This is a genomic window from Brucella tritici, assembly GCF_008932285.1.
GTDB classification, from domain to species: Bacteria; Pseudomonadota; Alphaproteobacteria; order Rhizobiales; family Rhizobiaceae; genus Brucella; species Brucella tritici.
The window spans coordinates 79,366-102,808 of the sequence record NZ_WBVY01000001.1 but is presented as its reverse complement, the minus strand read 5'-3'; the positions used below and the strand labels follow the sequence as shown (position 1 = coordinate 102,808).

Here is a 23,443-nt window from a genome sequence, read left to right as displayed (position 1 = left end):
TCTGCGGAACGCTACTTACTGATTATTTCGCGACAAGCGGCAAAGCTTTGTCTCTTTGTTTTGTCGCATTATCCGACGCAAAACCGCTTCGCACTTTTGCTGGAAATGCTCTAAAAGGTAGACATGCATCTGATTACGACCACACAGGCCCTCGAAGAGGCCGTATCCGCCCTCGCCAAATCCGATTTCGTCACGGTCGACACGGAGTTTATCCGTGAAACGACGTTCTGGCCGGAATTGTGCCTTATCCAGATGGCTTCGCCTGACCACACGGCGCTTGTGGACGCGCTTGCGCCGGGGCTCGACCTCGCGCCGTTTTTCCGCCTGATGGCGGACGAGAAGATCGTCAAGGTTTTCCATGCCGCGCGGCAGGATATCGAAATTGTCTTCCATCTCGGCGACCTCATCCCTTCACCTGTCTTTGACAGTCAGGTTGCGGCGATGGTTTGCGGGTTTGGCGATGCCATTTCCTATGACCAGCTTGTGCAGAAGGTCACCGGCAAGCACATCGACAAGTCTTCCCGGTTTACCGACTGGCGCCGCCGGCCGCTTTCGGACAAGCAACTCGACTATGCCCTGGCCGACGTTACCTATCTGCGTGACATCTACTTCTATCTGAAGGAAGAACTTCAGAAAGAAGGTCGCAGTGAGTGGGTGAATGAGGAAATGGCGGTGTTGACTTCCCGCGAAACCTACGACCTGCATCCGGACGATGCGTGGCGGCGGGTAAAGGCGCGCGTTCGCAAGCCGCTTGAACTTGCCATCGTGCAGGCTGTGGCCGCCTGGCGTGAACGCGAAGCACGCGAGCGCAATGTGCCGCGCGGACGCATCATCAAGGACGACACCATCGCTGAAATTGCACAACAGCAGCCGCGTGACGCAGAAGCGCTCGGTCGCCTTCGTTCGATTCCGAAAGGCTGGGAGCGTTCGGCACAGGCTGCTGGGCTTGTCGCAGCGATCCAGTCCGCGCTTGAAATCCCGAAGGAAGATTTGCCGAAATTGCCGAAGCCGTCGCATTCGCCGGAAGGCAGCGCTGCTGCTGCAGATATCCTCAAAGTTCTGCTCAAGCTTGTGACGGAAGAGCACGGCGTCGCGGCAAAGATCGTCGCCAGTTCTGATGACATCGAAAAGATCGCCTCAGAAGGCGACAAGGCCAATGTACCTGCCCTGCATGGCTGGCGTCGCGAGGTATTCGGTCAGAAAGCCCTCGATCTCATCGACGGCAAGATCGTCATCAAGTTCGAGAACCGACGGATCAGGGCGGTTGAGTTAGGGCAATAAGGCAATAGGGCAGTAAGGCAATGTGTGAACGTATGCGTTAAACATACTGCCTTACTGCCCTACTCACTTACTGCCTTATTCCCGTGTCCCCTCAATCGCAGCGTCGCCTACCGCGAAATAGATGTTCTTTCCGGTCAGCTTGGAAAGCTGTTGCAAGCGTCCTTCGGGACGATCCGAAATCAGATCGGCCAGATCTCCCGGCACGACAAGCGCAATGCCGTTTTCCTCTTCACGCCAGACAAGGCGCGGGATGACGCCCGGCATCGAAGCCGACAGAAGGTAGACCACGCGCAGCAAGGCTCCGAGCAACTTCGCCCTTTCACGCAGACGCGGCGTGGCGAGCTGCATGATTTCCGGTGCAATCTCGTCTTCGATCAGGCCTTCGTGGCGATAATAATTGGCAAGCGCCATGAAGGAACGCCCGGCATGGTCGATACCGCCGAACGAGCCGTGGGCGATGATGTTCAGCGCCTGTGATCCGCGATAATCGGGATGCGCGCGCCAGCTAATATCGGCCACGAGGCAGGCAGCCTGCCTGTAGCGCGCTTCGTCCTCGGTTTCGTCAAAACCAAGCACCGGCAAGGACAATGTCGTCCATGTTGCCAGTTCGCGAGCATGACGCGGAGAGCGTGAGCGCAGAATGGACAGCTCGTCTGCCGAGGCCAGCAGAGGATCGAGCCGCTGTTCGTTCTTGGGTAGAAGCGAATAAAGATAGCCTTCGCGTACGCCGAGCGCCGAGAAAACGATCTTGGAGGGCTTCATCAGACGGATCGTCTCGAGCAGCACCGTAGCGCCATAGGCCAAAAGCTGGCGACGGTTTTTCGAAACCGCCTCGATACCGCGCATCGTGTCCAGATTGCCCTTGGCAACGCGCTTGAGGAAGCTTTGCGCTTCCACCGGGTTTATCTCATAGCCGTGCATGACATGCAGCGGATAGTTCTTCGCCGTCATATGCAGCTTGGCAAGGTTACGCCACGTACCGCCGACCGCATAGAACACCTGTCCCTGATGCGCTTTCAGAAGCGTCGCCTTTGCCAGCTCCGTACGCGCGATCTTGGTTGCCTCTGGCAGCCGTCCATCGGACATATCCTGCAGGCGCAGGCCGCCAAGCGGCAAGGTGATCCCCTCGCCTACCTCGTGGTCATCCACCGCAATCAGTTCAAGGCTGCCGCCGCCAAGGTCACCGGTTACGCCCTTCGGTCGATAGAAGCCCGAAATGATACCAAGCGCCGAATAATAGGCTTCTTCCTTGCCGGACAGCACTTCAATGTGCCGGCCGAGAATGGCTTCCGCCTGAGCGATGAAGTCCGGGCCGTTTTTCGCTTCACGCGCAGCCGCAGTCGCCAGCGCGTGGATGGATACGGCGCCAGCCTGTTCGGCCAATGCGCGAAAACGCTTCAGCGCACGAAGCGCCGCCTCAACGGATTTCTCGTTGAGCTTGCCGGTTTTCGCGAGGCCTTTTCCGAGGCCGCAGAGTATCTTTTCGTTGAAAAGCACCGTCGGAGAACGGACGATGCCTTCATAAATGACGACACGGATCGAGTTCGAGCCAATGTCGATGACCGCAACGGGCTTGAGCCCCTTCAAACGGCCTTGTGCTAAAGCTGCGCTCATGCAGTGGTTTTTCTTTCCGCCTGCGCGCGCTTGCGATGCGCGATAAGGCGGGGGGCCGAAGACTTCAGCGACTTTCCGCGACCCGACAGGCTAGGATTGGTCATGAAATATTCCTGCGCGTTGAAAGCTTCCTCTCCTGCTTCTTTTTCTATCCGGCGAGAGGTGCCGTCCGCAAGTAGCTGATAGCTCTGTTGGTTATCAATTATGTTGGCAAACATGATTTGCGACAGGATTTGCTGGTGCACTGTGGCATTTGTGATCGGAACGAGGGTCTCCACCCGGCGGTCGAGATTGCGTGGCATCATGTCGGCGGAACCAATATAGACGATTGCCTTGTCGGAAGGCAGGTCGTTACCGTTTCCGAAGCAGAAAATACGGCTATGCTCCAGAAAACGCCCGACAATCGACTTGGCGCGAATATTGTCGGAAAGCCCCGGAACACCTGGACGCAGGCAGCAGATGCCACGCACGACCAGATCAATCTGCACGCCCGCCTGGCTCGCCATGTAAAGCGCGTCAATAATCTGTGGATCGACGAGCGAGTTCATCTTCATCCAGATCGCAGCCGGACGCCCCGCCTTCGCATGCGCGACCTCATCCTCGATGTGCTTCAGGATTCGGGCGCGGAGCGTAAAGGGTGAAATCGCGATCTTCATCTCTTCGGCAGGCTGGGCATAGCCCGTGATGAAATTGAAGATATGCGCCACGTCGCGCGCAATATCCGCATCCGACGTGAAGAACGACAGGTCGGTATAGATGCGCGCCGTGATCGGGTGATAGTTTCCCGTACCCAGATGCACATAGGAACGCAGCTTCTGGTCCTCACGGCGCACCACGAGCGACATTTTCGCGTGGGTTTTCAATTCGATGAAACCGAACACCACCTGAACGCCCGCGCGTTCCAGATCGCGTGCCCAACGAATATTCGCCTCCTCGTCGAAGCGTGCCTTCAGTTCGACAAGCGCCGTTACGGACTTTCCGGCTTCGGCGGCATCCACCAGCGCGCGCACGATCGGGCTGTCATTGGAGGTGCGATAAAGCGTCTGCTTGATCGCCAGTACATCCGGGTCGGCTGCGGCTTGCCGCAGGAACTGCACAACCACGTCAAAGGATTCATAGGGGTGATGGACCACAATGTCCTTTTCGCGAATCGCTGCGAAGCAATCGCCGCCATGCTCGCGAATACGCTCCGGGAAACGCGGATTGTAAGAGACGAATTTCAGGTCTTCACGCGGGATCGAAACGATCTCCGAAATCATGTTGAGCGCCAGAAGACCCTCATGCACGCTGATGCGGTTTTCCGAAACGCCAAGTTCCGTCGCCACGAAGACGCGCAGAGCTTCCGGCATTTCTCCATCAAACTCGATGCGGATCACCTGACCGCGGCGGCGGCGTTTCAGCGCCGTCTCGAAGAGACGAACGAGATCTTCCGCCTCTTCTTCCACTTCGATATCGCTGTCGCGGATGATGCGGAATGTACCGGCGCCGCGCACTTCATAACCGGGGAACAACCGCCCGATGAACAGGCTCACTGCGTCCTCGATGGTGATGAAGCGGTAAACATTGGCCTGATCTGTCGGCAACTGGATAAAGCGCTTCAGCGCAACAGGAATGCGCAACAGCGCCGTCATCGGATGATTATCAGCGCGGCGCGCAAGCTGCAGGGCGATGGAGAAGCCGAGATTCGGAATGAACGGGAATGGATGCGCCGGATCGATGGAGAGTGGCGTCAGGACCGGAAAAATCGTTTCGAGGAAGTGGTTTTCAAGCCATTCCTTCTCCGGCTTCGCAAGCGCCGATGGGCGAACGATCTCGATGCTTTCCTGTTCCAGTTCCTCACGCAGCGCGCGCAGGCGCTGCTGCTGTTCTTCCTGCAGGCGCCCTACCTCGTCCAGAACGAAATCAAGCTGTTCCTGCGGCGTGCGTCCGTCGGCGCTGCGCAGCGCCACACCGGCGCGCACCTGTGCGGCGAGACCGGCAATGCGGACCATAAAGAATTCATCGAGATTGGCGGCGGAGATGGACAGGAAGCGCAGGCGTTCGAGCAAGGGCTGGCGCATATTCGCGGCTTCCTCGAGAACGCGCCGGTTGAATTGCAGCCAGGAAAACTCGCGATTGACGAAGCGGTCGGCGCTTTGCATCAGCTCGCTGTTCAAAGCTTTGTGAACGTCAGGGCCTATGTCCATATCGGGAACCACGGTTGGGTTGGGGGCTAGTCCGGCTGTCATCTCGTGTGTTCCGCCTTGGGATGCGCTGGGGGTTTCGCTCGCCATAACGCTGTTTTCGCTCATTTTTCCTGTCCCGACTTCCGCCGGAACATTCCGGCTCTGCCTTAAGCCTATGGCTGTCATATGACAGTTTGATAGCAATTAGCTTGAAATGTCCTCAGAATTGATGAAAACGCTTCCGGAAACAAGACTTTCGCGGTACACGCATGCCAATGTTTATGCATGATCTCGTCCGGCGCACGGTTCAGGACCATGCTCATACCGCCCATCGACCAGAACCGGAGCATATTATGTCCGATCACATCATTCCTCACTTTCAGAACGACGCCGGCCATGCTGCCATCGAAATCGGTGTGAAGGAATTCATGTGCGTTGGTGCAAACCCGCCTTTCGATCATCCGCACGTGTTTCTCGACATGGGTGACGAAAGCGAAGTCGTTTGCCCATATTGCTCGACCCTCTATCGTTACAACGCCAAGCTTCATGCTGACGAAACCGTTCCGGCTGGCTGCGTTTACGAAGCACCCGCCGACAAAGCTGCCTAATCTGGGCAGCCTCACGGGGCTGAATGCCGGATGATCTCATCAACATGAGCAAAGGGCGCATATTGATTGCCGGGGCCGGAGTAGCTGGCCTGTCGGCAGCACTGGAGCTGGCAGCACGCGGCTGGAATGTCCGGCTTGTCGAAAAGGCGGAGACCCTTTCGGAAGTCGGCGCCGGCCTGCAACTTGCCCCCAATGCGATGCGCCATCTGGAACGGCTCGGCGTTGCCGACCGACTTTCTACCCAGACCGTAACACCAGAAGCGCTCTATCTCATGGATGGGCGTAAAGCGCGTCCGCTGATGGAAATGAAGCTTGGCGACAAAGCTCGTCAGCGCTGGCACCATCCCTATCTCGTTTGCCATCGAGCTGATCTGCAATCCGCTCTGCTCGATGCCTGCCGTGAAGAGCCCGGCATTGAGATCAGCCTCGACGCTGAAATCACAAATCACCGTGTCGAAAACGGAACCGTTGCGGCCACCATCCGCCATGACAATTCCGAAGAAACTATCAACTCTGCCTATCTGATCGCCTGCGATGGCGTCTGGTCGGCAGAGCGCTCAAAGGCCAGTTTCAGCAAGGCACGGTTCAGCGGCCACATTGCATGGCGCACAACACTTGCCGTCGGAGCCCTCCCCGCATCGTTTTTATCCGTCATGAAGACGAGGAATGCCGTTTCAGCATGGCTCGGCAGGCAGGCGCATTTCATCGCCTATCCGGTCAAGGGCGGCAGCTTCTTTAATTTCGTCGCCATCACGACAGGCGAAAACCCCGGCGAAGTCTGGTCCAGAACCGGCGATCCGACACGTTTGCGCTCCATCTATGCGGATTGGGGCGCTCCGGTTCGCGATGTTCTGGCAGCGACCGATGCTTGGACCTATTGGCCGCTTTTCGAAATGGCAGACGCTCAATTCGTCGGGCCGGACCGGACGATTTTTCTCGGCGACGCATCGCACGCGGTCACACCTTTCGCCGCGCAAGGTGCCGCCATGGCAATCGAGGATGCGGCCGCCCTTGCCGAAGCGCTGGACAGCGACGACCACGAAACAGGGCTGAAGCGCTTCGATACCGCCCGCAAAGAGCGCATCGCGGCAGTTGGCAAACGCGGTCAGTTAAACAGGTTCGCCTATCACGCCACCGGCATTTTTGCGCTTGGCCGCAACACGCTCTTCGCCATGCGCAGCCCGGAAAGCTTCCTGAAAGATCTGGACTGGCTCTATGGCTATGATGCCATTGCGGCGGTACGGAATTAAGCTGCGTCGCGCGCTGCTTCGAGCGTCGCAACATCAAGCTTGACCATCTTCATCACGGCATCAGCCACGCGCTGGCGCTGTTCGGCAGTGCCGTTTTGCAGGACATCTAACAGCATCTGCGGCACCACTTGCCACGAGAAGCCATATTTGTCCGTCAGCCAGCCGCATTCCATCGGCGCACCGCCCTCCATCAGTTTTTCCCAGAACATATCCAGTTCCGCCTGATCCTTGCATTGGACGAAGAGCGAGACTGCCGGGGAAAACTTGAAGGGCGGCCCGCCGTTGAGACCGGATATCGCCTGCCCGTCGAGGGTAAAGTTCGCAACCACCACATCGGTGCCTTCAGGCTGGTGTGCATGCTCGAACCGGATGAAACCATCGACGGAAGCCGGTCTTCCGCAGGCACGGAAAATCGAGACATAATGGTTCGCCGCTTCCTCTGCCTGCCTGTCAAACCAGAGACAGATTGTCAGACCTGACATTTTCTCCTCCCTGCCGCATCGGCCCGACAATCGAAACCGATCTTCGGGGCGATGCGTAGTTTTAAAGGGTTAGAAGAGTGGAGCGTTCTTTGTGCACCCGTAAGGACGCAGGGCGCTCCAAGTGTTTGTATTTTCTATTGTCTGGAATACTCTATCCCATGACCTTGCTGGCTTCTTCCATATCCATCCACATTATCTCCCATATATGACCATCGAGATCTTCGAAGCTGCGCCCATACATGAAGCCGTAATCCTGCTTCGGCCCCGGATCGGCCTTTCCACCAGCATTCACCGCTTTCTCCACCGTCGTATCGACTTCAGCCTTGCTTTCCGCAGACAGACAGATCAGCACCTCGCTCACCGTGTTGGCATCGGCGATCTTCTTCGGTGTGAACTGGCTGAACTTTTCGTGGTCGAGGATCATCGCGTGAATAGTGTCCGAAAAGACCATGCAGGAAGCCGTTTCGTCCGAGAACATGGGATTCTTGGTGGCGCCAATGGCTTCATAGAAGCTAGTCGACTGTGCAACATTCTTCACTGGCAGGTTCACGAAAATCATTTTCGGCATGAGATTCCCTCCGTTGGCGGGCCAAGCGACCCGATCTTTATTTTACGATTATCTATCGCCTGCCCGGCTCCCCCGGCGATAAGGTCGAGCCATGCGTCGGAGGCCCGATATGCAATCGATGCTTGAGTCTTCCTTGCGTAAAACAAGTCACGCAATTGGCATCGAAAGAATTCAAAGTTCGCTTGTGCATAATGGCATATAAGTTATAATTAGCAACCATGAAGTTAGAAAAAATAACCAAACCAGAAAAGCCAGCCGCTAAACGCAGTTATGATGATGCATGCGCTGCGGCTCATGCCCTTGATTTGATTGGAGAACGCTGGTCTCTTCTGGTCATGCGTGAATTGATGTTCGGCCCCAAACGTTTCAGCGATCTGCGGGCTGATCTGCCGGGCGTGAGTGCAAATGTCCTCACGCAGAGGCTTGAAGGGCTGGAAGACGCTGGCATTCTTCGCAAAACGAAACTTCCGCCTCCGGCATCGGTGCAGGTCTATGAACTGACCGAATGGGGCTATGAGAGCGAACCTATCCTTCAGACGCTGGGCCGTTGGGCCGCACGTTCGCCAAAGCACGATCCTAACCTGCCGATTTCAACCGCTTCCTTCCTGCTTTCACTCCGAACCATGATGGACCATGACAGGTCTCTCGGCATGCGCGCCGTGATCGGTCTCCGTCTGGACGGAGAAGATTTCACCGCCCGACTGGAGGATGACGGAATTCATATAGAGCGCGGCACAGCACAGGAATACGATCTCCATTTCGAAAGCTCGCCGCGCATGCTTGCCGCAGTCATCTATGGCGGACAGCCCATTTCAGCCCTGGAAAGCGCCAATGTTCTCAAGGTCATAGGCGACCGTGCTCTGGCGGAAAAGTTCGTGACATTGTTCCCGCTTCCCGACAAGGCTCCACTGGCCGAGTAAATATGCAACTTTTCAGTTGCGTATTTTCGCAGTCGCCCTATATTGGCAACCATTAAGTTGCCAATTACGGAGGTTCATATCATGACCGTTGCAAGCAATACTGACCGCATCGTGAAGACCGTCGACATTCATGCTGGGATCGACCGCGTATGGCGTGCCCTCACCGATCATGAAGAGTTTGGAAGCTGGTTTCAGGTTAAGATCGACGGGCCATTCATCGTCGGCACCCGTTCGACCGGCCATATCACCTATCCCGGTTTCGAGCACGAGCCTTGGGAATCCTTCATCAAGGAAATGAAGGCACCGAGCTATTTTGCCTTCACTTGGCATCCCTATGCGGTGGACCACAACATCGACTATTCCAAGGAGCCGCCGACGCTGGTGGAATTCAGACTGGAAACGGTCGAGGCCGGAACGCGGCTGACAGTGATTGAAAGCGGTTTCGACGCCCTGCCTGCTGAACGCCGCCCGCTGGCGTTGCGGATGAACGAAGGCGGCTGGGAGGAGCAAGTCGGCAATATCAAAAGACACGTCGAAAATGAACGATAGGCAAGCTGTGACCGGCACGGATATGTCCATGGTTTTCGCAGCGCTCGCCGATCCGACCCGGCTGGCGCTTATCGAAACCCTGAGTGATGGTGAAAGCCGCTCGATTGTGGCGCTGTCGCAAAATGGCAGCATTACCCGGCAGGCAGTCACCAAGCACCTGACAGTGCTGGAACAGGCAAAACTGGTCGAACGGGAAAAGGTCGGACGGGAAAGCAGGTTTCGCCTGCATCCCGCACCACTGATCGACGCCCGTGCCTATCTCGCAACCGTTTCCAGCCAATGGGATGATGCTCTCCGGCGTCTGCGCCGGTTTGTCGAGGATTAAAGCATGTCGCGGAAAAGTGGGAACTGGTTTTCCGATGACGACATGCGTAAAAACAAACAGTTAGAGCGCGACGCGCTCTAACGCTGATTGAAAAGCAACGAGGATTTGCCCTTCACAAAACCCAGCTTCTCGTAGAAGGGCACAAGCCGTTCCGGGCAGTAGAGCTCAAAGCTTTTCACACGCTGCAGCTTTTCATGGCTGACAATGCGTTCCACGAGGGCTTGTCCCAGCCCCTGCCCCCGATGCTTCTCCGACACAATCACATCGAATATCAGCGCCTTGAAAGTGAAGTCGGTGAGAACGCGGGCGAAACCTGCAATCCCGCCTTTTGCATCGAGGCAGAAGAGAAGCAAATCGCAATGGGCCAGCATATGCGTGACCTCATCCAGCGTCCGCTCGCTCGTCCACCATTCTTTACTATAAAACTCATGAAATTCGCGATATTGCTCAGGTGCGAGTTTCTCCACCCATTGAAAATCAGTCACGAATTGCCTCTCCCGTTCGTTGAACTATCAGTCGCAAAGGCGTTTCAGAATGGCAATCCAGTTTGAGCAGACCTGTCCGATCTTTCGCATTTTCGACATTGAAAAGGCCCGCGAATTCTATCTCGGCTTTCTCGGATTCAATCTGGATTGGGAGCATCGCTTTGCAGAGGGAATGCCGCTTTATATGCAGGTTTCCCGCAGCAGGCTTGCCTTGCATCTCAGCGAACATCACGGCGACGGAAGCCCCGGCGCGAATATTTTCGTGCGCATGCGGGGTGTGGAGGAACTGCATAAGGAGATTAACGCGCGCGGCTACCGTTTCATGCGGCCGGGAATCGAGAGTGAGCCGTGGGGCCGTGTGATGACGGTCATCGACCCTTTCGGCAATCGTATCCAGTTCTGCGAAGGTCCGCACGACGAATAAACAAAAACACCCGCTGGCGAACCGGCGGGTGTCTTGATTCTAGCTCCAAAATCCGATCAGTGCAGGATCTGGCTCAGGAACAGCTTGGTGCGTTCATGCTGCGGATTGTCGAAGAACTGGTCCGGCGCGTTCTGTTCAACGATCTGGCCCTGATCCATGAAGATCACGCGATTGGCAACCTGACGGGCAAAACCCATTTCGTGCGTCACGCAGATCATGGTCATGCCTTCGGCAGCAAGGCTCACCATCGTATCGAGCACTTCCTTCACCATTTCCGGATCGAGAGCCGATGTCGGTTCGTCGAACAGCATGACTTTCGGGTTCATGCACAATGCACGGGCAATCGCCACGCGCTGCTGCTGACCGCCCGAAAGCTGGCCCGGATATTTGTTGGCCTGTTCCGGAATCTTCACGCGGGCCAGATAATGCATGGCGATTTCTTCCGCCTGCTTCTTCGGCATCTTGCGAACCCAGATCGGTGCAAGCGTGCAGTTTTCCAGAATGGTCAGATGCGGGAAGAGGTTGAAGTGCTGGAATACCATGCCAACTTCACGACGCACTTCATCGATCTTCTTGAGGTCGTTGGTCAGTTCGATGTTGTCGACGACGATCTTGCCCTTCTGGTGTTCTTCCAGACGGTTGATGCAGCGGATCATCGTCGATTTGCCCGAGCCCGACGGCCCCGCCACAACGATGCGCTCGCCGCGCATGACTTTCAGATTGATGTCCCGCAGGACGTGGAACTCGCCATACCACTTATGCATATTGGTAATTTCGATGGCGACATCGGTTTTGGAAACCTGCATCTTCGAACGATCGACGTCTACGCCGAGCTCGGATTGCGGGAGGGCGCTTTGTGCACTCATTTCCATTATTCCCTTTATTTTTATCGTTTATGACCCGTGTCGAGCCGTCGTTCCATGAATATAGAGTATCGCGACATTGCGAAACAGAAAATCCAGAAAACGAAGCCCGCAAAGATCAGACCGGTAGCAGGCGTCTGTGGAGAAGCCCAGTTGGCATCGGAAAAGTTCTGACGGACGATGCCCAGCAGGTCGAACATGCCGATGATGTAGACAAGGCTTGTATCCTTGAAGAGACCGATGAAGGTGTTGACGATACCCGGAATGACCAGCTTCAGCGCTTGCGGCAAGACGATCAGTCCCGTCTTCTGCCAGTAGCTTAGACCCAGCGCATCCGCGCCTTCATACTGCCCACGCGGGATAGCCTGAAGACCGCCGCGCACCACTTCTGCCATATAGGCCGATGCGAACAGCGCGACGCCGATAAGCGCACGCAGCAGCTTGTCGAAAGTCACGCCCGGCGGCAGGAACAAAGGCAGCATGACGCTGGCCATGAACAACACCGTCACCAGCGGAACGCCGCGCACCATTTCGATGAAGATGATCGAGAAGGTCTTGATGACAGGCAGCTTTGAACGGCGTCCAAGCGCGAGCACGATACCGAGCGGCAGCGACACGGCAATGCCGACAAAGGACAGCACAAGCGTAACCAGAAGTCCGCCCCAGAGCGGGGTTTCCACATAAGGAAGGCCAAACCAGCCGCCGACCAGCAGGAAGAAGGCGACAATCGGGAACACGAAGAAGAACAGGATCGCATTGAGAGCCTTCTTCGGGGCCTTCGGAATCAGCAGCGGCACAAGCAGGACGACGAAGATCAATGCCGTCAGATTGACACGCCAGCGTTCCGAAATCGGATAGCGGCCATAGATGAACTGCTCATATTTCGCGTTCACGAATGCCCAGCAGGCACCCGACCAGCCTTCCGGTTGCGTGCCACCCTGCGCGACGGTCAGGCAGGCCGTGCGATCCGCACCGGTCCAAACGGCCTTGAAGAACAGCCACTCGATGATCGGCGGAAGGAACCATGCCACGGCCAGCAGGCCGAGAATGGTCAGCGCCGCATCGACAGGCGTTGCGAACAGATTGACGCGCAGCCAGTGTGAAAAGCCCTGCACGGAGCGTGGCGGCGCTTCGCCATCCACCATCTGCGCACGGACATATTGGAGATTTGCGTTTTCCATTGTCATCTCTCCACCAGCGCCATCCTGGCATTGAACCAGTTCATCAGGCCGGACACAATCAGGCTGATGCCCAGGTAAATCACCATCCAGATCGCCACGACTTCGACCGATTGACCGGTCTGGTTGAGGATCGTGCCGCCTACGGCGACAAGATCGGGATAGCCGATGGCAATGGCGAGCGACGAGTTCTTGATAAGGTTCAGATACTGGCTCGAGAGCGGCGGAATGATGATGCGCAGCGCCTGTGGCACGATAATGAGACGCATCGTCTGACCGGGACGCAAGCCCACTGCATAGGCCGCCTCGGTCTGCCCTTTGTTGACGCCCAGAACGCCGGCGCGAACCGTCTCAGCGATAAAGGACGCCGTGTAGAAGGAAAGCGCCAGAAACAGAGCCAGAAACTCCGGCTTGATCTGCGCGCCGCCGGTCAGATTGAAGGTTCCAAGCTTCGGCGAATCGAACGAAACCGGAAAGCCGGTCGCGATCAGCGCCAGTATCGGCAGGCCGATAATCAGGGCGGCGGACACGCGTATCGTATGAAAGGACTGGCCGGTTGCCATCTGGCGGCGTTTTGCCCAGCGCGCAACGATGATCGATGCCACGATGCCGACGAGAAGCGCCACCGGCAGAAGCCACGCCCCCTCACCCCAGATAGGGGACGGCATGAAGAAGCCGCGATTGTTCAGATAGGTGCCGAGCGGGAGCGCGAAGCTGTCACGCGCCTGCGGCAGGACGGACAGAACGCCGAAATACCAGAAGAAGATGACGAGCAGCGGCGGAATATTGCGGAAGACTTCCACATAGACCGTGCAGATCTTGCGGATCAGCCAGTTGCGTGAAAGACGCCCGATACCAACCAGAAACCCGATGATCGATGCCGTAATGACACCGAGCAAGGCCACATAAAGCGTATTCACGAGGCCGACCAGAAAAGCCCGACCATAGTTCGAATCACTGTTGTACTGAATGAGCGTCTGGCTGATATCAAACCCGGCGCGCCCATTGAGAAAACCGAAGCCGGACGCAATATTTGCGCGCTGCAGATTGGTGATCGTGTTGCCAACGATCCAGTAGATTACGCCAATGACCGCGCCAAAGACAATGACCTGATAGAAGATGCCGCGAATCCGCGGATCGTACAGGAGCGAAGTTCCGCCGCTGTCCTGGCGACGTTCAGTTGCAGAATAGGAAGCCATATGTTTCCTGTGCCTCTCGGCTGGCTGCATCGACCTCGAGCAGGAAAGGCTGGCCGCATTTGCGGAGCAATTCCGGAAATCGAGGCATCGAATGCCGAACCGTTCGGTCTTGCCATCCCCCGTTCAGGCTCATCTCGAGCTTGCGGGCCTGCAAGACGCGGTTGAATTCCAAAATGCAGCTTGTCAGCATCCAAATGCCCGCGTGACGCGAGACCAATAGCAAACGGACAAACTGCAGAGCCGACAAATCCGGCGGGCGCTGCTGCACCCGCCGATAATCAGTCTGGAGAATAAGGTCCGTTAGCGCACAGGGACGCCATATTGCAGGCCGCCCTTGTTCCACTGAGCGTTAATGCCACGTGCAATCTTGAGCGGGCTGCTGGCGCCGATATTGCGCTCGAAGATTTCACCGTAATTGCCGACGCCCTTCACGATCTTCACCACCCAATCATTGTCGAGACCGAGATCGGTACCGATCTTCGTGTCTGCTTCCACGCCGAGAAGACGCTTGACGTCCGGGTTGTCGGACTTCTTCATCTCTTCCACATTGGCCTGCGTAATGCCGTATTCCTCAGCATTGAGCAGCGCATTATGGGTCCAGCGAACGACGTCCGCCCACTTGGAATCGCCCTGACGAACGGTCAGACCGAATGGCTCCTTGGAGATGATTTCCGGCAAGATGACGTGATCGTCCGGATTGGCAAGCGCCAGACGAACCCCGTAGAGGCTGGACTGGTCGGTCGTATAGGCGTCGCAACGGCCGGAATCGTAGGCAGCATTGGCTTCTTCGATCTTCTCGAAGACAACCGGGTTATATTCCATCTTATTGGCGCGGAAATAGTCGGCCATGTTCAACTCGGTCGTCGTACCGGCCTGAACGCAGATGGAAGCGCCGGAAAGCTGCAATGCGGAATTGATGCCCGACAGTTTCTTCGAATTAATCATGAAACCCTGGCCATCAAAATAGTTGATGCCAGCAAAATCGAGACCGAGCGCAGTATCGCGGCTGATGGTCCAGGTCGTGTTACGGATCAGGACGTCCACTTCACCCGACTGCAGCGCGGTAAAACGCTCCTTTGCGTTAAGGGGGGTGAACTTCACCTTGGTTGGATCACCAAAAATCGCAGAAGCCACCGCACGGCAATAGTCTACGTCGAAACCGGACCACTCGCCTTTGTCGTTGGGCGAAGCGAAGCCAAGCAGCCCCGTATTAACGCCACACTGCAGAAAACCTTTCGCCTTCACGTCGGAAAGCGTGTCAGCGGATGCTCCCGAAGCGACGCCAAACAGCGCTGCCGCACCCAATACACCCGTCATAAGAGTTTTTTTCATCTGGCCTGCAACCTTTTTGTTCCCTGGAGAGCGCCGAACCATGGGTTCATGGCGTCTCTTGTTGCTTTATTTTTTGCATAAACCCGTTGGAAAAGCCGCGTGACCTCCCAAGCCCATGCCCTACAGCAGATTGCCCTCGCCCGAGACCGCTTTCGGTCTTCGATTTTTGTTTTTGAGCGCAGTGACAAACCTGTCGCCTTCACGGGTCTTATCGAAGGCGAATTTTTGCCGTTGGTCAAGGCATTAACGCAGTCTGGTGAGCAGGCTTTTAAAAAAGATGAGGGAGAAATATTTGAAAATTTACACGGTTTCCCGATTTCTGGGTAGGCGGCTTCACTAATAAAACCCATGCCACCCCATCGCAAAGAAAAGCAATATAATTCAATTAATACAAATATTTATAAGACACTACCATCCTAGATAGTCGCACCAGGCAACAACCCTTGCGGGAAATCAGATGCGCGGCATCGCGCTATCGTCATCCAAAGAAAAAATAATATTTCGCGTCGCCATATAGCGGGCAACCCACCAGGTCGTGACGAATCCAATTGTCAGACCGGCGACAACGTCCGTCGGATAATGTGCTCCGGCGGCAAGTCTGCTGATCCCGAAGAGAATACAGATGAGGACTGTCAGGATGCGCCAGCGCGGCAGGAATATCCAAAGCGAAACCATCATGATGCCAGCCATCATGGAATGGCCGGATGGGAAGCTTTCATAGAGAAACTGCCCCTTGAAAGGCGAGAAATAAGCCGCTCCCACGTCATCAAGCAGAAAGGGACGCGCGCGGCCAATGGCGAGCTTACCGATTTCTACCGGCACGCTTGCGACAACGATTGAGGTCAGCACGAGTGTCGCCCAGCTATGGAGTTTCACGAACCACGATCTGGCCCGCGATCTGACATTGTCGCGCAGTTTCGGCGAAAGCAGTATCGCGGTGACGAGCCATACGACGATGCCGATTGCCAGCCAGACGATGGTGCGAATCGCATCGGTCACCGCACGCAGGAATTCCATGATGACATTGGTACTTTGCGCAGTGACGCGGATGATGTCGGCATCCCACAAATGCAGCACAAGAATAATGAACGGCAGAAGCACGACAATCGCGGTCATTTCAAGCGTCCAGGAGGACGGCGCGCCCTTGTAAGCCGGGCGTATAAGAGCTTGAAGGAGTTCCAGTGCGGCGCGAAAAGGATAAACAAAAATGCTGCCCGTGCTTGACCCCGTCATAACAGAAATATCCTTTCAAACGCATATTACGCAATAAACGGCACGCGAGGTTGCATCCAGACCACGCGCATCCTATCCAAGTATTCAAAGTTTCCGCCGCAAACGGAATCGCAGATCTTTTTGCCGTAGCCGACCTTGATGCGACCCGGCAGAATCCTCTCTTTCGAGAATCGGCGGGCGAGAATCAGTGGGATAGCATGCAACATGGTCTGGAGGCATTTTCGTGACTAAGCAGCAGGGCAAAACAGAGAAGCTGGGTGTAAACACACGGCTCGCTCACGACGGTTATAAGCCGCGCGATTATCATGGTTTCGTCAACCCACCCGTTGTCCGTGCCTCGACCGTGCTTTTCCCCGATGCGGAAACAATGGCGACCGGCAACCAGAAATACACCTATGGTACGCGCGGAACGCCCACCAGCTATGCGTTGTGTGCAGCCATCGATGCGCTGGAAGGTTCGGCAGGTACGGTCTGCGTGCCGTCAGGGCTTGCGGCTGTAACCATTCCGCTTCTGGCCTTCCTGTCGCCGGGCGATCACGCGCTGTTCGTCGATTCGATCTATAATCCCACCCGGCATTTTGCCGATACGATCCTGAAGCGCATGGGTGTGGATGTCGAGTATTACGATCCAGAGATCGGTTCCGGCATCGCGAAGCTGATGCGCCCGAACACCAAGGTCGTGTTCACGGAATCGCCTGCATCGAACACGTTCGAAATGCAGGATATTCCAGCCATCGCTGAAGAGGCCCATAAGGGCGGTGCCATCGTCATGATGGACAATACCTGGGCTACCCCACTTTATTTCAAGGCACTCGATTTCGGCGTAGACATCACCATCCACGCCTCGACAAAATATCCATCCGGTCATTCGGATATTTTGTTTGGCACGGTTTCGGCCAACGAAAAATGCTGGCCGCAGCTTCTGGAAACGCACGGAACACTTGGACTGTGCACATCGGCAGACGACACCTATCAGATCCTGCGCGGCATGCGCACCATGGGCGTGCGGCTGGAACATCACCGCAAGAGCGCACTGGAAGTTGCGCGATGGCTTGAGAAACACCCTGCCGTCGACCGTGTTCTGCATCCGGCACTGGAAAGCCATCCCGGCCACGAAATCTGGAAGCGGGATTTTTCCGGCTCGTCGGGCATTTTCTCCATCGTGCTTGCAAGTGGCGGGCAGAAGGAAGCCCATGCCTTCCTCGATGCGCTGGAGATTTTCGGTCTAGGCTATTCCTGGGGCGGTTATGAAAGCCTCGCGGTTCATGTGCGTCTCAATGACCGGACCGTAGCCAAGGGTGAATATCCGGGACCGGTGATCCGCCTGCAGATCGGTCTAGAAGACGTGCCGGACATTATTGCCGATCTCGAAAAAGGCTTTGCAGCGATCTAAGCCGGTTTTGCAGCGGTCATCTTGCGTGACCGCGCTCGAACCGTCTTTTTTGCCGTCTTCAAGGGTTTAGGCTCTCTTTCGGAGAGCCCTTCCACAACGGCCTCTATCATGGTGCAGGCGGCGAAATCCGCCTGCATTTCTTCCCGCAACGCCTCCCGGTCAACGGATCGTGCTTCGCCTGGATCATGCCACAGCACCACGCCGATGCGCAGAGAAGGTTGCAGCCGTCGCAGACGACGAACGGCAAAACGGGCATGGCGTGCCGCGCGACGATCCAGAAAGCAGATCATCAGCGTATCTTTACCGGAAAGATCCAGCGTCCTGAGATTGGCAGGATTGAGCGCATCATGAGCGGCGGCTTCTGCTGAAGCGCCCTGCACGGCAAGCACCTGTGCCAGCATGATCGCCGCCGTGTCGTCGAGTCCTTTTCGCCCCCCGAATGTCAGAAGCGATCGGCCTTCGCCGGACGGAAGCTCCAGATCGGATGCGCTTCCATCGCCATCGGGATTTTCAATCGCGATCTCTTCGTCATCGCCCTCCTCTTCGCTCGCAATCTGCTCCAGATTGGCCACCAACGTCTTTGTGCTTTCGGCGACAACCTGCAATTGCGGTTCAGTCAGAACCCCGCGAAGACGATCCTGCTCAGCCATCAAAAGCGCCGGGATCGCCACCGAACCGTAAAACTCGACCAGATATTTCCGTTCCAGCATTTCCTCGGCATTATCCGTGGCTTCGTCCGGATCTCCTGCCAGAAGGCGCTGATAGAGGCGCTCCTTTGGGTCGAGCACCGGCTCGTTGCCGAACAGGATTTCCAGAAACTCGAATTGCGGCACGTGACGCCCAAGCACGACGAGACAGACCGTCAACGGTGTCGATAGAACGAGCCCGACCGGCCCCCATAGCCACGTCCAGAAGATGGCAGATACGATGATCGCAAGCGGTGAAAGGCCAGTACGCGAACCATAAAGCCACGGCTCGATCACATTGTTTATAAGAAGCTCGATGATGACGAAGAGCCCGATTGTCCACAGCAGCAGGTTCCAGCCGGGTGCAACGGCAAAGGCGAGGAACAACGGCAGGATCGCCGCTATGACTGGGCCGATATAGGGCACGAACCGCAGAACAATTGCCAGCATTCCCCAAAGGGCAGCGTTGGGAATACCCAGAATCCAGAGCCCGAAAGCGAGAGGCGCGCCATAGGTGATATTCACCACAAGCTGCGTCAGCAGATATTGACCGACCCGCTTTCCGGCATCCTGCAAGGCTTCCGTCGTTCGGTGAAGATCACCATAGCCGACCAGCCTTATGAAGCGATCCCGCAGCTCCTCCCGTTCCAGCAGCATGAAAATCACGACGACCACAACGAGGCCCGTCGTCGCCAGCGGGCCGATGAGCGGCTCAATGATGCTCCTGAGCGTTTCGACCGGATGACGGGGTGCGAATATCTGGACGAGAAGCGGTTTTTCCTCCGGTTGATCCGAAGGTAAGGCCTGCGTTTTCTGTTCCGGCCTGTTGATTTCCGTACCGATACGCTCGGCAAAGCGGTTGAGCCTGTCGAAGAAACTGTTATCTGAGCTGGCTTCCTTGAGCGTCCTGATCTTCTCGATGATGTTGTACTGATAGGTCGAGATATTCTGCGCGACTTCCGAGACCTGAAAGGCAACCACTGCACTGAAAACGGCCACGATCAGGAAGCCACCGGCAACACTCGCAATCACCGCGAAGAGCCGCGGAAGGCCGGCTCTGCGCAGAAAAGCGACGATCGGCGCAAGCGCGAATGTCAGAAGCACCGCTATGGCGAGCGGCAGAAAAACGTCTTTTGCAAAGTAGAGAATGGCAACGGCCACAGCCATTGCCGCCAGGGTTGGCAGGCGTGGTGGCGCCGACGTGATCGGACGCACCGCAGAATCGGGATTGTTGATACTCTCCATGAACCCCTCTTTTGCCGCGTTATTATTTTCGGCTTGTTAGCCGCAATAACTGAACAGGAGGCGTTCGGTTCCATTTGTCGAGAGAGCAGAGATCAAATTACATTAGTGAATACTAATAATAATATTGGTCAAAATATACGCATAGCTTGAGAAGTAAATATTAATATAATTAAAATACCGACGAGATCGAGATTACCGTAAGTACTGGAAATATGTGGGGACCTGCTTTGTCGTTCATGTCGCTGAAAACCTTTAACAATCATAGCTTATGCATAGCTCTGGTAACTCTACTTTTAGTAGCAGTTTCGTCAATCTCCTATGCTCAGCAAACACCGAAGCCTGTGCAGGTCGGCGTCTATGTCAGCGAGCCATTCGTCAACAAGCAAGGCGATTCTTATTCTGGGATGGCCATAGATATCTGGCAGGACATTGCCGCGCGCATGAACCTTGCTTCGCAATATGTCGAATATCCGAACTATACCGAACTGGTGAAAGCTGTCTCCGAGGGCAAAGTTGACGCTGCCGTCACAAATCTGACTATCACGGAAAGCCGCGCAGAAATCGTCGATTTCACGCATCCATGGTTTGACGCAGGCTTGCGCATCATGGTCCACACCGAGGCGGGCGGCGGCTGGGACGACCTTATCAGCCGCCTCAATGATGCGGGACATCTGGCAACCTATGCCTGGATACTCGGTATTCTCGTTGCGGCCACGATATTACTCACGATCTTTGACAGGCGTTTCGATAAAGGCTTTCCGAAGCGCTGGCGCGAGGGGCTGGCGGAGAGCTTTTATCACGTGGTTTCCGTTGCAACATCCGGAAAAACCTCGCGTAAGAACCTGTTCGGCTGGATGGGGCGCATCTGGCAGACATTCTGGATGGTGTTCGGCATAGCGATCATCGCCTACATGACCTCATCGATCACGAGCGTCATGACCGTCGCTCATATCGACAACAATATTTCCAGCCTTTCTGATCTGCAGGGGAAATCCGTTGGCGTGCGGGCGGGCAGCGTTGCAGAACAATTCCTGAAGTCACGTTCCATCGCGACCGTTCCTTTCGATCACATGCCAGAAGCAGCAAACGCACTCGTCAACGACGAAATTGCAGCCATCGTCGGTGACGGTCCTGTGCTGGAATATTACGCCCACCAGCACGCCGACCAGCCTCTCGATCTCGTCGGCAATGTATTCAGTCCCGACAAATATGGCTTTGCCTTTCCGCGCCATAGCGAGCTTGTCAAACCCGCCACGGTGGCGATCATCAGCGCCCACGAGAATGAAGAGGTCGCCAAGCTGAAAGCCAAATATTTTGGCCCAGAGAATTAACGGCAGATGCAAAAAAGGCGGCCAATGGCCGCCTTTTTATTGTTCCTGCGAATGACTTACCGGCCCGCCACGATGGACGAAATGATGCCGGTTGCGATGCCGATCAACATATAATCATTGTTGACCTTGACCCAGTGGTAGCCACGCGGCGGCTGGCGCAGCTTGTAGTTCGAATAGTTGTTCACGACATGACCGCGATAGTTTGGCGGCAGACGGTTGCCCTTCTTCCAGCTCTGGTGGCGGCGGTTGTCATACTTGCGCGCATCATATTTCGGACCACCCTTGTGCATCTGGCTGTGCGAAGGCTGGCCGTGATGCGACGGATAAGGCTGTGCCATTGCGGCAGGGGCTGCGAGAAAGGAAAAGGCAGCAAGAGCAATAACGATCTTCTTCATGTCGGCATCCTTTGTTGTATTCGATGTGGGGACAATGCGCCTGCTAATGTGAATGCCAAGTGAATGCTCTCATTAAATAAATTTAATGATTTCATCGGCCTAGCACAAAGGCAGCATCCTGCATTTCCCATCCGTTCAAAATGCGCTAGGTAGAAGCCAAATTCGTACGTACCTCTCAACGAGGTAAGTGTCAGAGGACTGCATCATGATGAACTGGGTTTTCATTCTGCAAGGCGTTATCGCGTTTGGGCTGGCTGGACTGGCCATTGCAGTCATCCTGCGTCATCGCCGCCACTGAGGCGCCTCGGACTGGGCCTGGGCCCGCGATATTTTTCGCACCGGCCTGCCGGTTTCAAAGCAACCGAACACGCAATCAATCGTTTAAACTTAGTCTGATTTTTCTCAGGAGGAGACAGGGATGCGGAAAGTGGCGCTTGGGTTGGTCGCCTTGCTCGCAATTACGGGCTGCACGACCACGGAAAAGGACATTTCCATCGGCACCGGCGCAGGTGCCATTATCGGCGGCATTGCTGGCGGCGGACGTGGCGCGCTGATCGGTGCCGGTGCAGGCGCATTGGGCGGCCTGCTGGTGCGCGAATTGCGCAACGGCAATTGCCAGTATCGCGACCGTCATGGCCGCATATATGTGGCTCGCTGCAGACGATAGTCGCAGGCATCCGCAACGATCATCAAAAGCGCCGGTTTTCCGGCGCTTTTTGTTTTCGACAACTTTGGACTGCCTGACTTGCCGAACGGACCTGATTGGAACCTTCGCTCGCCGATGTCGTTTTACAAGCAATAAAGACAGTTCAGGGAGAACTCCGATGAAGCTTGCTTTCAAAGCCGCCCTTGTTGCCTTGGGCGTATTTGCGGCGGGCGCGGCGCAGGCGGCGAACGCCATATCCACCACCAACCTCAATATTCGTACAGGTCCCGGCACACGCTATGCGACGCTTGGCTCCATCCCCAGCGGCGCGCCTGTGAATGTGCGTGGCTGCACATCTGGCTATGGCTGGTGTCAGGTGAGCTACGGTCCGACCTATGGCTGGGCATCTTCGCGCTATCTGGCATTTCGAGAGGGAACATCCAGCGGTTATTCCGATGATTTCGGTCGAACGGCTGCGCTAATCGGTATTCCGCTCATTGCTGGCGTCGCCATAGGCTCCGCACTCAATGACCGCGACGACTATTGGTATCGTGATCGCCGCTATTATCGCGACAGACATTGGGATCGCCGTGGATGGCGCGACCGTCCCGGCTGGCATGGGCGCCCCGGCAATCACGGGCCGCGTGTCTATATGAGACACCGCGTTCCTGACGGTCCGCACGGACAGTAATGGACATATGAACGAAACTGGGGAAACGCCGCGAAGTGCTCGCGGCGTTCTGTCATCGCGGGAAGCTCCACACGGTCTCTATTCTGTCTTCAGATAAACTTCATGCCAGAAGGTGATGCGGTCGGCTTCATCGAATTTCAAAAGCAGCATCGCTTCGAATTGATCCGTTGTTTTATCAAGACGCACGACTGTAGCAGTCATTGCCAGCACCGCCGAACTTCCTTCGGCAACAACCTCCTGCACATCATAGTCGATGGCGTGAATCGTGCTGCGGAAACCATTCAGAAACGTCAGATAATTGGAATGATTGGCAGGATGGACGCGTCCATTGGCCTTGACGATAAACTGGTCCGCGAATCTCTCCGCGATGATTGCCTCAGTAAGCGTTCCGCTTTGAACCAGATGCTTTCGGTTCCAATCCAGAAGGCCCAACGCCAATTGTGTTGTGGTTTGCTTGTGCAAGATGACCTCCGGAAATTAGAGCGCGCTTCGATCTGATTGGATCAGATTGGCGCGCCAATGTTTTTTACGCGCATCCTGTCCGAAAACCGTTTCACACTTTTCGGGATGCGCTCCAATT

Annotated in this window: 25 protein-coding genes; 12 read left to right on the top strand and 13 right to left on the bottom strand. The window is 55.8% G+C overall.

The window, feature by feature from the left end; genetic code table 11:
- Positions 1-123: 123 nt before the first annotated feature.
- A complete protein-coding gene (gene rnd / locus F9K94_RS00555; RefSeq protein ID WP_151643031.1) occupies positions 124-1,281 on the top strand; it encodes a ribonuclease D in 1,158 nt (385 codons plus the stop codon).
- A gap of 75 nt (positions 1,282-1,356) precedes the next feature.
- Here rnd and ppx read toward each other — a convergent pair whose 3' ends face one another.
- On the bottom strand, positions 1,357-2,895 hold the full coding sequence (ppx, locus tag F9K94_RS00550; RefSeq protein WP_151643029.1) for an exopolyphosphatase: 1,539 nt from the start codon (positions 2,893-2,895) through the stop codon (positions 1,357-1,359).
- Positions 2,892-5,123, bottom strand: coding sequence for an RNA degradosome polyphosphate kinase (locus F9K94_RS00545; protein ID WP_235920565.1), 2,232 nt, complete (start codon positions 5,121-5,123; stop codon positions 2,892-2,894). Before F9K94_RS00545 ends, ppx begins: the two co-directional genes overlap by 4 nt.
- 290 nt (positions 5,124-5,413) lie before the next feature.
- Here F9K94_RS00545 and F9K94_RS00540 point away from each other — a divergent pair, with 290 nt between their 5' ends.
- Together F9K94_RS00540 and F9K94_RS00535 are read left to right on the top strand one after the other, a co-directional pair.
- The gene (locus F9K94_RS00540; RefSeq protein ID WP_010661074.1) at positions 5,414-5,668 is read left to right on the top strand and encodes a zinc-finger domain-containing protein; all 255 of its coding nucleotides are present in this window, start codon (positions 5,414-5,416) and stop codon (positions 5,666-5,668) included.
- A 44-nt stretch (positions 5,669-5,712) separates the two neighbouring features.
- The gene (locus tag F9K94_RS00535) at positions 5,713-6,918 is read left to right on the top strand and encodes an FAD-binding protein (RefSeq protein WP_151644076.1); all 1,206 of its coding nucleotides are present in this window, start codon (positions 5,713-5,715) and stop codon (positions 6,916-6,918) included.
- On the opposite strand, the gene F9K94_RS00530 is transcribed toward F9K94_RS00535, so the two are convergent.
- Together F9K94_RS00530 and F9K94_RS00525 are read right to left on the bottom strand one after the other, a co-directional pair.
- Complete coding sequence (locus F9K94_RS00530; RefSeq protein ID WP_151643025.1) at positions 6,915-7,400, bottom strand: VOC family protein; 486 nt, start codon at positions 7,398-7,400, stop codon at positions 6,915-6,917. The two genes, F9K94_RS00535 and F9K94_RS00530, sit on opposite strands and share 4 nt — an antisense overlap.
- A gap of 151 nt (positions 7,401-7,551) precedes the next feature.
- Entirely contained in the window at positions 7,552-7,968 is a 417-nt protein-coding gene (locus tag F9K94_RS00525; RefSeq protein ID WP_109988419.1) for a VOC family protein, read from the bottom strand.
- Positions 7,969-8,186: 218 nt separating this feature from the next.
- Here F9K94_RS00525 and F9K94_RS00520 point away from each other — a divergent pair, with 218 nt between their 5' ends.
- The 3 genes from F9K94_RS00520 to F9K94_RS00510 all read left to right on the top strand — a co-directional run bounded on the left by F9K94_RS00520 (position 8,187) and on the right by F9K94_RS00510 (position 9,762).
- Positions 8,187-8,888, top strand: a complete 702-nt coding sequence (locus tag F9K94_RS00520) for a winged helix-turn-helix transcriptional regulator (protein ID WP_151643023.1) — start codon at positions 8,187-8,189, stop codon at positions 8,886-8,888.
- A gap of 81 nt (positions 8,889-8,969) precedes the next feature.
- Positions 8,970-9,437 carry an SRPBCC family protein gene (locus F9K94_RS00515; RefSeq protein WP_061347362.1) on the top strand — a complete coding sequence of 156 codons (468 nt, stop codon included), beginning with the start codon at positions 8,970-8,972 and terminating at the stop codon, positions 9,435-9,437.
- Positions 9,427-9,762: an ArsR/SmtB family transcription factor gene (locus F9K94_RS00510; protein ID WP_192799420.1), complete on the top strand. Its 336-nt coding sequence runs from the start codon at positions 9,427-9,429 to the stop codon at positions 9,760-9,762. Before F9K94_RS00515 ends, F9K94_RS00510 begins: the two co-directional genes overlap by 11 nt.
- A gap of 77 nt (positions 9,763-9,839) precedes the next feature.
- Here F9K94_RS00510 and F9K94_RS00505 read toward each other — a convergent pair whose 3' ends face one another.
- Positions 9,840-10,247 carry a GNAT family N-acetyltransferase gene (locus F9K94_RS00505; protein ID WP_151643021.1) on the bottom strand — a complete coding sequence of 136 codons (408 nt, stop codon included), beginning with the start codon at positions 10,245-10,247 and terminating at the stop codon, positions 9,840-9,842.
- A 49-nt stretch (positions 10,248-10,296) separates the two neighbouring features.
- On the opposite strand from F9K94_RS00505, the gene F9K94_RS00500 reads away from it, so the two are divergent.
- Positions 10,297-10,671, top strand: coding sequence for a glyoxalase superfamily protein (locus F9K94_RS00500; RefSeq protein ID WP_151643019.1), 375 nt, complete (start codon positions 10,297-10,299; stop codon positions 10,669-10,671).
- A gap of 56 nt (positions 10,672-10,727) precedes the next feature.
- On the opposite strand, the gene F9K94_RS00495 is transcribed toward F9K94_RS00500, so the two are convergent.
- The 4 genes from F9K94_RS00495 to F9K94_RS00480 form a co-directional block, all read right to left on the bottom strand.
- The gene (locus F9K94_RS00495) at positions 10,728-11,537 is read right to left on the bottom strand and encodes an amino acid ABC transporter ATP-binding protein (protein WP_151643017.1); all 810 of its coding nucleotides are present in this window, start codon (positions 11,535-11,537) and stop codon (positions 10,728-10,730) included.
- Positions 11,538-11,557: 20 nt separating this feature from the next.
- Complete coding sequence (locus F9K94_RS00490; RefSeq protein WP_061347357.1) at positions 11,558-12,715, bottom strand: amino acid ABC transporter permease; 1,158 nt, start codon at positions 12,713-12,715, stop codon at positions 11,558-11,560.
- Positions 12,716-12,717: 2 nt separating this feature from the next.
- Positions 12,718-13,911 carry an amino acid ABC transporter permease gene (locus F9K94_RS00485; RefSeq protein WP_151643015.1) on the bottom strand — a complete coding sequence of 398 codons (1,194 nt, stop codon included), beginning with the start codon at positions 13,909-13,911 and terminating at the stop codon, positions 12,718-12,720.
- Positions 13,912-14,211: 300 nt separating this feature from the next.
- Positions 14,212-15,243, bottom strand: a complete 1,032-nt coding sequence (locus F9K94_RS00480; protein WP_061347354.1) for an amino acid ABC transporter substrate-binding protein — start codon at positions 15,241-15,243, stop codon at positions 14,212-14,214.
- A 99-nt stretch (positions 15,244-15,342) separates the two neighbouring features.
- Here F9K94_RS00480 and F9K94_RS00475 point away from each other — a divergent pair, with 99 nt between their 5' ends.
- A complete protein-coding gene (locus F9K94_RS00475; RefSeq protein ID WP_151643013.1) occupies positions 15,343-15,570 on the top strand; it encodes a hypothetical protein in 228 nt (75 codons plus the stop codon).
- Positions 15,571-15,696: 126 nt separating this feature from the next.
- Here F9K94_RS00475 and lpxE read toward each other — a convergent pair whose 3' ends face one another.
- Positions 15,697-16,476 carry a lipid A 1-phosphatase LpxE gene (gene lpxE / locus F9K94_RS00470; protein WP_151643011.1) on the bottom strand — a complete coding sequence of 260 codons (780 nt, stop codon included), beginning with the start codon at positions 16,474-16,476 and terminating at the stop codon, positions 15,697-15,699.
- Between the two features lie 223 nt (positions 16,477-16,699).
- On the opposite strand from lpxE, the gene F9K94_RS00465 reads away from it, so the two are divergent.
- On the top strand, positions 16,700-17,869 hold the full coding sequence (locus F9K94_RS00465; protein ID WP_151643009.1) for a cystathionine beta-lyase: 1,170 nt from the start codon (positions 16,700-16,702) through the stop codon (positions 17,867-17,869).
- On the opposite strand, the gene F9K94_RS00460 is transcribed toward F9K94_RS00465, so the two are convergent.
- Positions 17,866-19,800 (bottom strand): AI-2E family transporter, encoded by a 1,935-nt coding sequence (locus tag F9K94_RS00460; protein ID WP_151643007.1) that lies wholly within the window; start codon positions 19,798-19,800, stop codon positions 17,866-17,868. The two genes, F9K94_RS00465 and F9K94_RS00460, sit on opposite strands and share 4 nt — an antisense overlap.
- A 404-nt stretch (positions 19,801-20,204) precedes the next feature.
- Between F9K94_RS00460 and F9K94_RS00455 the strand changes: the two genes are divergently transcribed.
- Positions 20,205-21,131 (top strand): transporter substrate-binding domain-containing protein, encoded by a 927-nt coding sequence (locus tag F9K94_RS00455; protein ID WP_328593536.1) that lies wholly within the window; start codon positions 20,205-20,207, stop codon positions 21,129-21,131.
- A gap of 56 nt (positions 21,132-21,187) precedes the next feature.
- Here the strand turns inward: F9K94_RS00455 and F9K94_RS00450 are convergent, their stop codons facing one another.
- Positions 21,188-21,526 carry an RcnB family protein gene (locus tag F9K94_RS00450; protein ID WP_151643005.1) on the bottom strand — a complete coding sequence of 113 codons (339 nt, stop codon included), beginning with the start codon at positions 21,524-21,526 and terminating at the stop codon, positions 21,188-21,190.
- A 418-nt stretch (positions 21,527-21,944) separates the two neighbouring features.
- Here F9K94_RS00450 and F9K94_RS00445 point away from each other — a divergent pair, with 418 nt between their 5' ends.
- On the top strand, positions 21,945-22,193 hold the full coding sequence (locus tag F9K94_RS00445) for a YMGG-like glycine zipper-containing protein (RefSeq protein WP_061347348.1): 249 nt from the start codon (positions 21,945-21,947) through the stop codon (positions 22,191-22,193).
- 157 nt (positions 22,194-22,350) lie between these two features.
- Complete coding sequence (locus tag F9K94_RS00440; RefSeq protein ID WP_151643003.1) at positions 22,351-22,863, top strand: SH3 domain-containing protein; 513 nt, start codon at positions 22,351-22,353, stop codon at positions 22,861-22,863.
- Between the two features lie 78 nt (positions 22,864-22,941).
- On the opposite strand, the gene F9K94_RS00435 is transcribed toward F9K94_RS00440, so the two are convergent.
- Complete coding sequence (locus tag F9K94_RS00435) at positions 22,942-23,325, bottom strand: hypothetical protein (protein WP_235920551.1); 384 nt, start codon at positions 23,323-23,325, stop codon at positions 22,942-22,944.
- Positions 23,326-23,443 lie beyond the last annotated feature (118 nt).